Genomic DNA, 13132 nt, shown 5'->3' on the forward strand with positions numbered 1-13132 from the left:
GCACAGCCCCCTCCCCCCACCCGCCCGTGAAGCAGCAGCAAGGAGCAGCGTGATACCCGAAGCGGACATCCTCGTCGTGGGCGGTGGCCTCGGTGGTGTGGCCGCCGCGCTCGCCGCCTGCCGGGCCGGACGCAGCGTCGTGCTCACCGAGGAGACGGACTGGATCGGCGGCCAGCTCACCAGCCAGGCCGTGCCGCCCGACGAGCATCCGTGGGTGGAGCGGTTCGGCACGACCGCCTCGTATCGGCGGCTGCGCGAGGAGATCCGGCGGTATTACAGGCACTGGTATCCGCTGCGGGCCGAGGCCCTGGCCCTCACCGACCTCAACCCCGGAGCGGGCCGCGTCAGCAAGCTCTGCCATGAGCCGAGGGTCGCACTCGCCGTCCTGGAGGGCATGCTCGCGCCCCACCGTGCGGCGGGCCGGCTGACCGTACTCACCGAACACCGGCCGGTCTCCGCCGAGTCGGACGGGGACTTCCTGCGGGCGGTGACCCTGCGGGATCTGCGTGACGGGACTCGCCGTACCCTCACGGCGCGTTACGTCCTGGACGCCACCGAGACAGGCGAGTTGCTCTCTCTCGCAGGCGTCGAGCACGCCAACGGGGCCGAATCGCAGGCCGAGTTCGACGAACTGCACGCTCCCGACGAGGCCCAGCCGGACAACCAGCAGGGCATCACGGTCTGCTTCGCGCTCTCCCATCACGAGGGCCAGGACCACACCATCGACCGCCCGGACGACTTCGACTTCTGGCGTGCGTACCGGCCTGCCTTCTGGCCCGGCCCTCTGCTCGGCTTCGAGGCGCCCGACCCGCGCACGCTGGAGCCGATGCCGCGCACCTTCGTACCGAACCCCGAACTCGACCCGCTCGCCGTCTCGGCCGACCAGAGCGCCGACGCCGGTGACAAGGAGCTGTGGGGCTTCAGGCGCATCCTCGCGCGCAAGCTGCACACGCCCGGGGCCTTCGACTCCGACATCACGCTCGTCAACTGGCCGCTGAACGACTACTGGTTGAAGCCGTACGTGGGAGAGCAGCAGGCCGAAGCGCTGCGCGAGGCACGGCAGTTGTCGCTGTCGCTGCTGTACTGGCTCCAGACCGAGGCCCCGCGCGCGGACGGCGGCACCGGCTTCCCGGGGCTGCGGATCCGCCCGGACGTGACCGGCACGGCGGACGGGCTGGCCAAGTCGGCGTACGTGCGCGAGTCCCGCCGTATCAAGGCCGTCACCACGGTCACCGAGCACGATGTCGCGATCGACATCGTCGGGCCGTACGGCGGCACCCGGTACCGGGACTCCGTGGGCGTGGGCGGGTATCGCATCGATCTGCATCCCTCTACCGGTGGCGACAACTACGTCGACATCGGGTCCGTGCCGTTCGAGATCCCGCTCGGGGCGCTCGTACCGCGCCGGGTGCGCAATCTGCTGCCCGCCGGCAAGAACATCGGCACCACCCACATCACCAACGGCTGCTACCGGCTCCACCCGGTGGAGTGGAACGTCGGCGAGGTCGCCGGCGCGCTGGCCGCGCACTGCGTGGCCGAGGACGTCGAGCCGCAGCAGGTGCAGGCCGAGGAGAAACGGTTCGAGGACTTCGCCCGGCTCCTCGACCGCGACGGAGTGCAGCGCCACTGGCCGGACGTACGCGGCTACTGAAACTCCCCCGCACACGGACGGTACGGACAGTACAAGGAGGTGCCCCGACATGAACTCTGCCCACGACCCCGACTTCAGCCATGACATGAACACATCCCGCATACGCGTCGGCATCGACGTGGGCGGAACCTTCACCGACGCCGTGGCCGTGGACGCCACGACCCTCGAACTCCTGGGGCAGGTCAAGGTCCCCACCAGCCACCACCACGCGGACGGTGTCGCGCACGGCATCGTCGAGGCGCTCGACCGGCTCATGGAGCAGACCGGCCGTGCCCCGGCCGACGTCTCCTTCCTCGCGCACGGCACGACCCAGGCCACCAACGCCCTCCTGGAGGGCGACGTGGCGACCGTCGGACTGATCGGCATCGGGACCGGCCCCTCGGCGGTGTTCACCCGCCGCCTCGCCTCCTTCGGCAAGCTCGAACTCACCCCCGGCAAAAGGCTTCCGCTCGTCTACGCGCATGTCGCCGACCCCAGCGACACTGCGGCCGTCCGCCGTGCCGTCGAGCAGTTGAAGGACGAGCAGCTGCCCGGCGGAGGCGCCCAAGTCCTCGTCGCCAGCCAGCCGTTCAGCGTCGACCGGCCCGAGGGCGAGCGTGCCGTGCTGGACGCGGCCCGGGCGTACGGGCTGCCGATGACCGCCGCGCACGAGATCACCTCGCTGTACGGGCTGCACAAGCGCACCCGTACCGCCGTGGTCAACGCCGCGATCCTGCCCCGCATGCTCGCCACCGCCGACCTCGTCGACGCCTCCATCACCAAGGCGGGCGTGACCGCGCCGCTGATGGTGATGCGCTGCGACGGCGGGGTGATGTCCCTCGACGAGATGCGCCGACGGCCGCTCCTGACCGTCCTGTCGGGACCGGCCGCCGGAGTCGCGGGCGCGCTGATGCAGGAACGGGTGAGCGAGGGCGTGTTCCTGGAGACCGGGGGCACGTCGACCGACATCAGCGTCGTACGGCGCGGCAAGGTCGCCGTCCGGCACGCCACCATCCTCGGCAAGACCTCGTACCTCAACGCCCTCGACGTGCGCACGGTCGGCGTCGGCGGCGGTTCCATGGTGCGGATCGGAGACGGTCGAATCACCGGCGTCGGACCGCGCAGCGCCCATATCGCGGGGCTGCCGTACGCCTGCTTCGCCTCCCCCGCCGAACTGCGCGACGCGCGCGTCGACACCGTCCGGCCGATGGACGGCGACCCCGACGACTACGCCGTGCTCGACGCGGCGGGCGGACGGTTCGCCGTCACCATGACCTGTGCCGCCAACGCCCTCGGCCGCGTCCCCGAGGGGGACTTCGCCCACTGCGACCCGGAGACCGCACGGGCCGCGATCGCGCCGCTGGCCGCCCTGCTCGGCACCGACATCGCGACCGCTGCCACGCGGATTCTCGACGCGGGCGTCGCCCAGGTGCGGAAGGTCGTGGACGCCATGATCCGCGACTACCGCCTCGACAAGGACACGGCTGTCGTCGTCGGCGGGGGCGGCGGGGCCGCGTCCGTCACCCCGCACCTCGCCCTCGTCAGTGGCATGGAGGGGCGGATCGCCCGCCACAACGAGGTCATCAGCCCCATCGGCGTCGCCCTCGCGCTCGTACGGGAACAGGTCGAACGGATCGTGCCCGGCGCCTCGCAGGAGCAGATCCTCGCCGTCCGCGCGGAGGCGGAGCGGGCGGTCGTGGCCCAGGGTGCCGCCGCCGAGGGCGTCGAGGTCGAGGTCACCGTCGATCCGCAGACCCACACCGTGCGCGCGGTCGCCACCGGGGCCACCGAACTGCGCACCCAGGACCGGGCCCACCGCGCCGACGACACCGAGCGGCTGCGTGCGGCGGCGGCCAGCCTCAAGGCCGACCCGGCTGCCGTCCACGTCCTGGCGGGCACGGCCGCGCACACCGTCTACGGGACGGAGACGCGCCGCCGACTGCGACCGACCCGACACGCCGTACGGATCGTCGACATGGACGGCGTCGTACGCCACCACGCCGCCGACGCCCACGTGGAGACCACCACCGTGGCCGGCGCCCCCGAGGTGCTCGCCCGGCTGGTGGGCGAGTCCACCTCGTACGGCGACGGCGGGGTACGCGCTCCCGCCCTGCGGCTGCTGCTCGGCTCCCGTATCGCCGACCTGTCCGGCGTCCTCGACCCGCAGCCGCTGCTCGCGCTGGCGCAGAGCGAGTTGCGGGCGCGAGCAGGCGACGAGCCGGTGGTCGCGGTGCTGGAGGTGCGGTCATGACGGACCGTCATCTTATTTATGCAGAAGGTGAGTTGATGGACCCGATGTCCATCGATGAGGTCGACGACATCGAGTGGGGAGTCCGGCTGCTCGCCGCCACGCCCACCCACGAGGGCCGCGACCCCGAGCTGCTCCGCCAATGGGCCCGTACAGCCGACGAGTTCGGATCCCGACTCGCCCTCGCCCCCGTGCCCTCCTCCACCGCACGCGTGGTCGAGCGGGCCGACGGCCTGGAGCGGATGCTGCTCGCCCGCTACACGTCACGGCCCCCGACCGTCGAGCTGTACACCGACACGCTCGCCCTCGCCGAGGAGTTGGTCGACGCGCGTGGCTGGCGGGCCTGGTATCCGCCGGGCTCGGTGCGGGCCGCCGCGCTCGCCCACGAGGCCGTGCACGCGCACCTGCACCACGGCCCGGCGAAGGCCGCGCTGAAGCAGGCGCTCGGCCACACCGTGCTGCGGCTCGGCCGCCACCGCCTGGCCGGCCATGTCGCCGGTGCCGAAGAGGTCGCCGCCCACGCCTACGCCCGGACCGTCTGCGGGCTCGGCCGCAGCCCCCTGCTCATCACCGCCGCGCTGCGCACGGCGCTCACCCGGCCCGGGACTCCAGCTCCGCGAAGCCCCGCTCCGAGAAGAGAGAACTGACCATGGGCGTCGTCATCCTCCTCGTCATGGCCGCCGGTGTCGGCCTGATGCTCACCCGCAGACTCCCCACCGCCTTCGCGCTGGTGCTGCTCGCCGTCGTCATCGCCTTCCTCGCCGGGGCGCCCCTCACCGGCGAGAACAGCGTGCTGGACACGGTTCTCCAGGAGGGCGCGCCGACCCTGGCGGCCACGATGATCGCGATCGTCCTGGGCTCCTGGCTGGGCAAGCTCCTCGACGAGACCGGGATCGCGGCCACGCTCGTCCGCAAGATCGTCGAGTTCGGCGGCGACCGCCCGACCGTCGTCGCCCTCGGCGTCCTCGCCGTGTCCGCGCTCGTCGGTACGGTGACCGGCTCGGCGCCCGCCGCCATGCTCGCCGGGATCATCGGCATCCCCGCGATGATCGCCGTCGGCGTGCCCAAGGTGACGGCGGCGGGCACGGTGCTGATGGGCATCGCCGTGGGCATCCCCTTCGAGCTGCCGCTGTGGCAGTTCTTCTCCACCGCGCTGGACCTGCCGGTCCCGACCGTGCGCGGCTTCATGGTGAAGCTCTTCCCGTTCGCGCTGGTTGCGGCCCTCGCGTTCGTCCTCGTCGAGACACGGCGGCGCGGCACGGAGCACGCCTGGTCGCTCAAGTCCCTTGAAGAGAAGCCCCGTTCACGTCGCCGAGAGCTGGGCGACGCGCCCTGGTACGCGCTGCTCGCCCCCGCCGTCCCGCTCGTTCTCGCCCTGGGCCTCGAACTCGCCATCATTCCCTCGCTGTTGGCGGGCGTCCTGTACGCGCTGGTCACCACGACCCGGCCCGGCGAGATGAACAAGCGGCTGCTGCGCACGCTCTACGGCGGCTTCGAGGTGGCGGCCCCGCCGCTCGTCCTGTTCATCGCCATCGGCATCCTGCTCTCGGCCGTGAAACTGCCGGGTGCCGTGGAGGCGCTCGAACCGCTGGTCAAGTCGGTCAGCCCGCAGAACCCGGTGCTGTTCGTCCTCGTCTTCACGCTGCTCGTCCCGCTGTGCCTCTACCGGGGCCCGCTCAACGTGTTCGGGCTCGGCGCGGGCATCGCCGGTGTCCTCATCGCCGCCGGGATCTACCCCGCGGTCGCCGTCCTCGGCATGGCCACCTCGTACAACCAGGTCTTCGGCGTCGCCGACCCCACCAGCACCCAGACCGTGTGGAGCGCCCAGTACGCGGGCGTCACTCCCCAACAGGTGATGGTGCGCACACTGCCGTACGTGTGGGCGGTCGCCCTCGGCGGGCTGTGCGTCACCGCCGCCACCTACCTCTGACCACCTCTGAGTCCCCCAGTCCGCCATTGGAGCCCCCCATGCACGACCACCACCTCGGCCGGCGCCTCTTCCTGCGCGCCGGCGCCGCCACCGGAGCCGCGCTCACCGTCGGTACGACGCTGGGTGCCCAGCCCGCCGCCGCCGCGCCCGGCGGATTCCCCAACTACACCTACAAGGGCACACTTCTGACAGCGTCTCAGCTCAAGTACAACCCCACCAACGAGATCATCTTCCCCTGCATCAGGGGGGTTTACGACAAGATCGCCTCCCCGCTCGGCCGCTACTACCTCTACTACGCGCCGCACGACCCGCCCGGCGGGATCTGCCTGGCGTACGGGGACTCGCTGGAGGGGCCGTTCACGGAGTACCCGGCGAACCCGATCGTCTCCAACAACTGGGCGGGGCACTATTCCGTCAGCCATGTCTCGTCGCCCCACGTGCTGTGGAACGCGGACGAGAAGGAGTTCTGGCTGTACTTCCACGGCGAGAACCACACGACCCGCCTGGCCCGTTCGGCCGACGGGATCCACTTCACGTACGACAAGGTCGTGCTGTCGAAGTCCATGCTCCCGGCCGGGACCACGGAGACGTCGTACGCCCGGGTCTTCCGCCACGACCTGCCCGCACGCGGCGCCCGCTACGTGATGCTCTTCATGCTGAACAACACCACCAACCACCGTGACATCCACTGGGGTTGGTCCGCCGACGGCCGCACCTGGACCTTCGACCAGACGGCGCTGATCCGGCACACCGACGTCGACGCGGTCAACGTCGGTGGCCCGCACCTCCTCCACCGGAACGACAGCACGTACGTCGTCTACAACAAGGACAAGTCCAGCGGCGGCGACATCATGATCACCGAGGTCGGCAACGACTTCGGCAAGCGCTCCCACCTCGGCGTCTTCTACAACTCGCACAGCGCGGCACCCGAGGACGGGCGTGCCGCGGCGCCTTCGTTCGGTACCGACGGCGGCGTCCCGTACATGATCTACGAGGCGGGCGAGCGGCTCTCGGGAGCCATCGCGGTGGCCCGGGGCTGACCACGGCTTTCCTGATTCACCCGATTCCAATTCACCCAATTCCAAAGCCAGTTGCACCTCTCGGAAGGAACCACCCGTAATGAACCGCCCCCTGCGCAGGACCGTCTTCGCCACCGCCGCGCTCACCGCCGGCCTGCTGATGACGGCCTGCCAGAGCGGCACGGACGACAACTCGTCCGGCTCGGCCGGCTCACCCAGCACGTCCAGCTCACCCACCGCATCCAGCTCGCCCAGCTCGTCCGCCACGACTGGAACGGACTCGGCGTCGGGCTCCGACACCTCCCAGGGCACCCAGGCCACCCCGCCCGGAAGTTCCGACGCGGACTCCTCCGGCTCCTCCGACTCCGGCTCCGATTCCGACTCCGGTTCCTCCGGGACCGTCGTCGAGGGCCTCAACGACGGCAAGGGCGTCAGCGGAACCTGGTTCGGCAACGTCTCCTACCTGGCGCCGGGCAAGTACACCGTCTCCGACTCGAAGGGCACCGAACAGCAGTTCTTCACCGCCGAGGACACCAAGATCATCGGCTACGACGACATCTGCGACGCCATCAACACGGGTCCCGGCGGCGAGGGCGGCGTCGAGTGCACCGAGGCCCAGCTGGAGACGGCCGCCAAGAAGGGCTTCAGCGCCGAGGTCGTGATCAGCAACGGCATAGCGACCAGCATCCGCGACGACAACTGAGCCACACCCGCACGTGAGACGGGTGGAGGCCCGGGTCGGCGCGCCGACCCGGGCCGCACGCCCCACGTCACTGCTACGGCTCTCCTCGTTCAGGTGATTTATGTCCAGTCGGTGACGTAACTGGACCTAATATCCCGTCTCATGACAGAAAGTCAGACCCGGCGGGCGACCGACACCGACGTGGTCATCCTCGGTGCCGGACCCGCCGGGCTCGTGCTCGGCAACCTCCTCCAGGACAGCGGCGTCGACTGCGTCGTCCTGGAGCGTGCCGAGCGCGCGCACGTCCAGACGCGGGCGCGCGCCGGGTTCCTGGCGGCCAACACCATACGGATCCTGGAGCGGCACGGGCTGGCCGAGGGCCTGCACCGGCACGGCCAGGCCCACAGCACCTGCGAGTTCCGCACCCCCGACGGCAGGTTCCGGCTGGACTACAGCGGGCTCGGGCGCGGTGAACGGCACACGGTCTATCCCCAACAGCTGCTGGTCACCGATCTGTTGACACGGTTCCTGGCCGCCGGCGGGCGGGTCGACTTCGCCACCGAGGCGGTGGCCGTCCTCGACGCCGGCACCGACCGGCCCTCGGTGACCGTGCGCGAGGCGGACGGCCGGCCCGGCCGATGGCACGCGCGATACGTGGCCGGGTGCGACGGACGGCACGGCGCGGCCCGGCGGTCACTGCCGCCCGGCTCGGTGCGCCGGCACCACCGCGACCACGGCGTGACCTGGCTCGGCCTGCTCGCCGAGGCACCGCCGAGCCTGGACGCCGTCGGCTACGCGGTGCACGAGCGGGGCTTCGCCGGGCACATGGCACGTACGAGCGAGATCACCCGCTACTACGCGCAGTGCGAGCGCGGTACGGCGCCCGACGCCTGGTCCGAGGAACGGATCTGGGACGAGCTGGACCTGCGGATGCGGGCCACGGAGTACGGCCCGCTGCACCGCGGCCGCATCGTCCAACGAGCCGTCGTCGACCTGGAGTCCGACGTCCTCGAACCCCTCCGGCACGGCTCGCTGTTCCTGGCGGGCGACGCCGCCGCCCTCATCAGCCCCTCTGCCGCGAAGGGCGCCAACCTCGCGATCCTGGAGGCGGAGATCCTCGCCGAGGCCCTGGCCGACGACGTCGTCCGCCATGACTCCAAGGGGCTCGACGCCTACTCCGCGCGCTGTCTGCCGTACATCTGGCGTGCGCAGGAGTTCTCGCACTGGATGATCCGGCTGCTGCACAGCCCGTCCGGCGCCTCGGACGAAACGTCACTGTTCCTCAACTCCCTGCGGCGCTCCCGCATGACGTCGCTGCGGACTTCGCGCAGCGCCCAGGACTGGTTCGCCGAGCACTACGTCGGCGTCTGAGGCCCCTTTCCCCGACCCCTTTCCCGACCCTTTTTCCCTTTTTTCCTTACGTCTATGAATGAGGACCCCCGCAATGATCACGACGTTGTCGGGCGACACGTCGCGCCTGCTCGCGACGGTCGGCTTCGTCAAGGAGCAGGACACCGCCGCCCTGCTCCCGCTCCTGTTCCCCGGGCTCGACGGCCCCGAGCTGCGGACGCTCGTCGAGCACTGCCGCTTCTCGCATGCCGCGCTGCTCGTCTTCCCGTCGGACGAGGCGGAGTTGGGCGCCATGCTCACCGACTGCGGACTCGTCGCGGCCCTGCCGGCGCAGCCGAGTGTCGTCGTACGGGAGCGACTGGCCGTACGGCACCGGCGACGACCGGCCGAGCTGGACGTCGGCATCCTGCGCCCCGCCGTGACCGGCGCGGACGGCGCACACCGCATGGTCGAGGTGTTCGCGCTGACCGTCCCGCCGGGCTCCGGCCTGGACACGATCGCCGCGTACGAGCGTGAGCGGCAGCACGAGACGCACGTGGCCTTCGACGTCGCCTCGCCCGACCCTCTCGTACTGCGCGGCCTGTGCGCGACCTTCGCGCGGTACGGGGCCACCCCGGACGGCGGCGGCTACAACCCGCACGAGAACGGCACGGTGTTCTACTTCGGCGCGCCCGCCGAGGCCAAGGTCGGCTACCGGCGCGTGGAGCTGTACGTCCCCGGCGACCACCGCGACGTACTCGCCGCCCACCTGGACGAGCATCGCGCCCACCAACCCGCCGAAACGCTCCTGCGCCTGCTGACCGGGGCCTGGACGACCCAGGCACTGGCCACGTTCACCCAGCTCCGGGTGCCCGACGCCATGGACGTCGAGCGAGGGGTCGGGGTCGAGGAACTGGCACGGAAGGTCGACGCGAGGCCACGGAACCTGGCGACGCTGCTGCGCTATCTCGCGATGCTGGGGGTGGTGACGGAAGCCCGCGACGGCTTCCGGCTCACCGGGTCGGGCGCACTGCTGCGGACCGGCACCCCAGGCTCCATGCGGGCGCTGGCGCTGATGTACGGCGGCCCGTTCTACGAGTCCTTCGCCGCGCTCGGGCACACCGTACGCACGGGAGAGGTCGCCTTCGAGCACGTCTTCGGCGAGAACCACTTCGACCACTTCGCCCGCGACCCCCGCCTCGCGGAACTCTTCGACCAGTCCATGGCCGCCGGATCCGCCATGTTCGACCCGGTCCCCGCCCACCCGGCGCTCACCGCGGCGGCCGAGGCGCCCGCCGGGGCCACGGTGGTCGACATCGCGGGCGGCAACGGGGAACTGCTCGGCCGCATCCTCGCCGCGCACCCCCGTCTGAACGGGGTCCTGCTGGAGCGCCCGCACGCGGTCGAGGCGGCCCGCTCGCGGCTGTCGGAGTCCGGCCATGCCACCAGATGCGCCTTCGTCACCGGCGACTTCGCGGACGTACCGACAGGCGGAGACATCTACGTCCTCTCCCGCGTCCTGCACGACTGGGACGACGACCGCTGCCGCGACATCCTGCGCCACTGCGCCCGCGCGATGCCGGACCACGCCGACCTGCTCGTCGTCGAACGCGTCCTGCCCTCCGACGGCTCGGTCTCACTGGCGACCGCCTGGGACCTCCACATGATGTGCAACGTGGGCGGACGAGAACGCCGGGCCGCCCACTACGACAGGCTCTTCACCGACGCCGGCCTCACCCTGGTGGACCAGACACCACTGCCCCTGGACGGCAATGTGCTGCACGTCAGAAAGGCCCGGCCCGGTCATGCAGTATGTAATGCATGACAAGGACAGCTAACCCTTACTCGCTGATTGCCGGCGTCCCGTCCGTCGAGGTCTTCCGCCGCCTGCGGACCGACGCCGGCCTCTCGGACAAGGCCCCCGAAGCGGTCGAGCTCGCCCTGCCCAACACCTGGCACGGCGTGGTCCTGCACCACGAGGGGGAGCCCATCGGCATGGGACGGATCATCGGCGACGGCGGTACGGCGTTCCAGATCGTCGACGTCTGCGTGCACCCCGCCCACCAGGGGCGGGGTCTCGGCAGACGCATCATGGCCGCACTGACGGAGGAACTGGAGCGCCGGGCACCCGCCACCGCGTACGTCTCCCTCATCGCGGACGGCCCCGCCCGCTTCCTCTACGAGAGGTTCGGCTTCGCCGACACCGCCGCCCACGACTCGATCGGCATGTACCGCGTGATGACACGGGACACCGTCCCGCCGCCCGGGCGTCAGTCGGGCCGTTGAGTGCGGTTCTCGTGGGCGAGGCCGTCCGGGTGGCCGGCCGGGTGTGGCCCGAGGGCGAGGACCAGCGCCCGCAGCGGCACGGGGGCCGGCGGGCGGAGGATCGAGGGATCCGGCGGACGGAGGATCGTCCCGATGTCCTGCCATCCCCACGACCGGAAGGCGTCGTAGGCCGGAGCGTCGGTCCCGTCGACCAGCGTCGCCCCGAGCGAGGCGTGGTGGTCGGCGAGGAGCCGCTCCTGGAGCCGGCGGGCAAGGTCCTGGTCGCCGGCATGAGGGTGCACCACGATCTCGGTGATCGCGAAGACGTGTCCGGAGGCGGTGAGCCGTTCCACGCTCTGCGGAAGGGGCCCGTCGAATCCCCTCCACCATGTCCCGTCACGCGGTACGGAGAATCCGTAGGCGCATCCGGCGAATGCCGTGTCCTCCGCGATCAGCAGGGCGAATCCGGGCTTCCGGATGCTGCCGGTGAGCCGGCGCAGGAACCTCTCGCGACCTCGGTACTCCTGGCCCGCCTGCGCGCGGGAGGACTCCACGTACAGATCGGCCAGGTCCTCCCGCAGGGTCTCGGCCTGCCAGCGGTTCAGCCGGCGCAGCCGGACCGCCCGGGTGGGAGTCGGCATGCCACCCGTACCCCGTGCCGGCCCCTGGCGGGGCGGGGCCGTCACGGCGCACCGCCCGCGACGGCGAGAACCCGGTGCGAGGGCGGTCGGGGGGCATGGGCTTCATGGAGGAGGAAGCCGGAACCGGTCATCTCGATGACGCGGGCCATGATCGGCGGCGGACAGTGCAGTTGGAGGGTCATTCCGGCATCGACGCCGAGCCGGGATGCCGTGAGGAACGCGTTGAGCCCACTGGCGTCGCAGAAGGTGACCGCCGTGAGATCGACGTCGACGGTCCGGACGCCGTCGCGCAGGCATCCGGCCACTGCGGCGTGCACCAGCGGGGCGGTGGTCAGGTCGATCTCTCCGGCGAGAGTGATCAACGTGCGGGTGGTCCGGTCGTGCCGGTGGACGTGCAGATGGGGAAGGGGCATGGCTCCTCGGTTCGGGGTGCCCGTCGAGAGTGCCGCGCGACTGGGCCGGGTCCGGCCCTCGCGGCGTGCCTCCGGTACGGGGTGTACGCGGTAACGGGTGAACGGCCGGTCCGGCAGGCCGAGTTGGCGAGCAGGGGGTGGATCGGCCGTCCGGGGATGCGCCGAAGACGGATGGGGCGGCGCGTACTGCGGGCGTCGTTCTCCGGTCGTGTTCTCAGGGGCCGCCCGGTCCGGGCGGACGGCTCAGCGGTGGGTGCGGCGCCGGAGGCGGAGCCACTCGCGGACCTTCCGCGGAGCCGACGGAGCCGGTCCCGCCACGGGCATCCCGGAGCGGCCGTAGTGGAAGGAGGCGATGCGGTCGTCGTGCTGCGAGTTGAGCCGGTGGATGAGGAGCACCCCCACGGCGATCATCGCGATGGTCACGATCACGGTCACGAATGTCTCCACGGTTCTCACCTTCCCGTCGGCTGATACGTCGACTGCTCCATCAACCGGCTCGCGGTCGACGTGCCCAGTGGGTCGCTCGCCGCGGCCATCAGCCACGCGGCCGGGGCGGCGGGCGTCTGCGGCGGGACCACCAAGAGGTTCCAGCGGCCCGTGCGGTACGAGAGCAACAGCAGTTCGTGCGGGTCCTGTTCCGCCAGGAACCAGCCCACCTTCACCACGCGCCCGCCGACGGCCACCTTGCGCGGAACGACCGGCCAGTGGACGGGATTCACCGTGACCCGGGTGATCCGCCCCCACAGCGGATCCAGTACGGCGGTCAGGGCGGGGAGTTCCGCGCCGAGGTCGCGGGAGCGGGGCCACCATGCGCCGTCCAGCAGAGCGGGTGCGGGACCTGCGGGAGCCAGCGACAGACGGAGAGAGGACGGGGACGAGGACGAGGCTGAGGCGGACCGGTCGTCGGCTTCGGCTCTCGGCGGGTGGGAAACGGTCGCGGTCATCACGCGAACCCTGCCCCGGGCCGGTCACGAC

Annotated in this window: 12 protein-coding genes and 1 pseudogene; 9 read left to right on the forward strand and 4 right to left on the reverse strand. The window is 71.3% G+C overall.

The features are described from left to right. Window positions 1–49 precede the first annotated feature (49 nt). The 9 genes from OG787_RS22440 (at window position 50) to OG787_RS22480 (ending at window position 11124) form a co-directional block, all read left to right on the forward strand. On the forward strand, window positions 50–1651 hold the full coding sequence (locus OG787_RS22440; RefSeq protein ID WP_405536181.1) for an FAD-dependent oxidoreductase: 1602 nt from the start codon (window positions 50–52) through the stop codon (window positions 1649–1651). 85 nt (window positions 1652–1736) lie between these two features. Next, window positions 1737–3881, forward strand: coding sequence for a hydantoinase/oxoprolinase family protein (locus tag OG787_RS22445; RefSeq protein ID WP_405540557.1), 2145 nt, complete (start codon window positions 1737–1739; stop codon window positions 3879–3881). A gap of 44 nt (window positions 3882–3925) precedes the next feature. Further along, window positions 3926–4525: a hypothetical protein gene (locus OG787_RS22450; protein WP_405536182.1), complete on the forward strand. Its 600-nt coding sequence runs from the start codon at window positions 3926–3928 to the stop codon at window positions 4523–4525. A 2-nt stretch (window positions 4526–4527) separates the two neighbouring features. Continuing rightward, complete coding sequence (locus OG787_RS22455; protein ID WP_369030255.1) at window positions 4528–5808, forward strand: TRAP transporter large permease subunit; 1281 nt, start codon at window positions 4528–4530, stop codon at window positions 5806–5808. Window positions 5809–5846: 38 nt separating this feature from the next. Beyond that, on the forward strand, window positions 5847–6848 hold the full coding sequence (locus tag OG787_RS22460; protein WP_369030254.1) for a hypothetical protein: 1002 nt from the start codon (window positions 5847–5849) through the stop codon (window positions 6846–6848). Window positions 6849–6927: 79 nt separating this feature from the next. Further along, entirely contained in the window at window positions 6928–7530 is a 603-nt protein-coding gene (locus OG787_RS22465) for a hypothetical protein (protein ID WP_405536183.1), read from the forward strand. Between the two features lie 141 nt (window positions 7531–7671). Further along, window positions 7672–8880 (forward strand): 4-hydroxybenzoate 3-monooxygenase, encoded by a 1209-nt coding sequence (locus OG787_RS22470; protein WP_405536184.1) that lies wholly within the window; start codon window positions 7672–7674, stop codon window positions 8878–8880. Between the two features lie 73 nt (window positions 8881–8953). After that, entirely contained in the window at window positions 8954–10663 is a 1710-nt protein-coding gene (locus OG787_RS22475) for a methyltransferase (RefSeq protein WP_405536185.1), read from the forward strand. Continuing rightward, window positions 10660–11124 (forward strand): GNAT family N-acetyltransferase, encoded by a 465-nt coding sequence (locus OG787_RS22480; protein ID WP_405536186.1) that lies wholly within the window; start codon window positions 10660–10662, stop codon window positions 11122–11124. Before OG787_RS22475 ends, OG787_RS22480 begins: the two co-directional genes overlap by 4 nt. Here OG787_RS22480 and OG787_RS22485 read toward each other — a convergent pair. The 4 genes and pseudogenes from OG787_RS22485 to OG787_RS22500 form a co-directional block, all read right to left on the reverse strand. After that, on the reverse strand, window positions 11109–11744 hold the full coding sequence (locus tag OG787_RS22485) for a hypothetical protein (RefSeq protein ID WP_369030249.1): 636 nt from the start codon (window positions 11742–11744) through the stop codon (window positions 11109–11111). The two genes, OG787_RS22480 and OG787_RS22485, sit on opposite strands and share 16 nt — an antisense overlap. Window positions 11745–11785: 41 nt before the next feature. After that, entirely contained in the window at window positions 11786–12157 is a 372-nt protein-coding gene (locus OG787_RS22490) for an STAS domain-containing protein (protein ID WP_369030248.1), read from the reverse strand. A 243-nt stretch (window positions 12158–12400) separates the two neighbouring features. Continuing rightward, window positions 12401–12604: a hypothetical protein gene (locus tag OG787_RS22495; RefSeq protein ID WP_369030247.1), complete on the reverse strand. Its 204-nt coding sequence runs from the start codon at window positions 12602–12604 to the stop codon at window positions 12401–12403. Window positions 12605–12633: 29 nt separating this feature from the next. Beyond that, a pseudogene (locus OG787_RS22500) lies at window positions 12634–13101 on the reverse strand (DUF5994 family protein); the annotation flags it as partial. Window positions 13102–13132 lie beyond the last annotated feature (31 nt).

Source organism: Streptomyces sp. NBC_00075, from assembly GCF_045041225.1.
Classification (GTDB): domain Bacteria; phylum Actinomycetota; class Actinomycetes; order Streptomycetales; family Streptomycetaceae; genus Streptomyces; species Streptomyces adonidis.

Coding starts and splice junctions, on each gene's coding strand:
- OG787_RS22445 (WP_405540557.1), top strand. CDS start 1,737: ATGAACACATCCCGCATACGCGTCGGCATCGACGTGGGCGGAACCTTC.
- OG787_RS22485 (WP_369030249.1), bottom strand. CDS start 11,744: ATGCCGACTCCCACCCGGGCGGTCCGGCTGCGCCGGCTGAACCGCTGG.
- OG787_RS22475 (WP_405536185.1), top strand. CDS start 8,954: ATGATCACGACGTTGTCGGGCGACACGTCGCGCCTGCTCGCGACGGTC.
- OG787_RS22455 (WP_369030255.1), top strand. CDS start 4,528: ATGGGCGTCGTCATCCTCCTCGTCATGGCCGCCGGTGTCGGCCTGATG.
- OG787_RS22465 (WP_405536183.1), top strand. CDS start 6,928: ATGAACCGCCCCCTGCGCAGGACCGTCTTCGCCACCGCCGCGCTCACC.
- OG787_RS22480 (WP_405536186.1), top strand. CDS start 10,660: ATGACAAGGACAGCTAACCCTTACTCGCTGATTGCCGGCGTCCCGTCC.
- OG787_RS22490 (WP_369030248.1), bottom strand. CDS start 12,157: ATGCCCCTTCCCCATCTGCACGTCCACCGGCACGACCGGACCACCCGC.
- OG787_RS22450 (WP_405536182.1), top strand. CDS start 3,926: ATGTCCATCGATGAGGTCGACGACATCGAGTGGGGAGTCCGGCTGCTC.
- OG787_RS22460 (WP_369030254.1), top strand. CDS start 5,847: ATGCACGACCACCACCTCGGCCGGCGCCTCTTCCTGCGCGCCGGCGCC.
- OG787_RS22470 (WP_405536184.1), top strand. CDS start 7,672: ATGACAGAAAGTCAGACCCGGCGGGCGACCGACACCGACGTGGTCATC.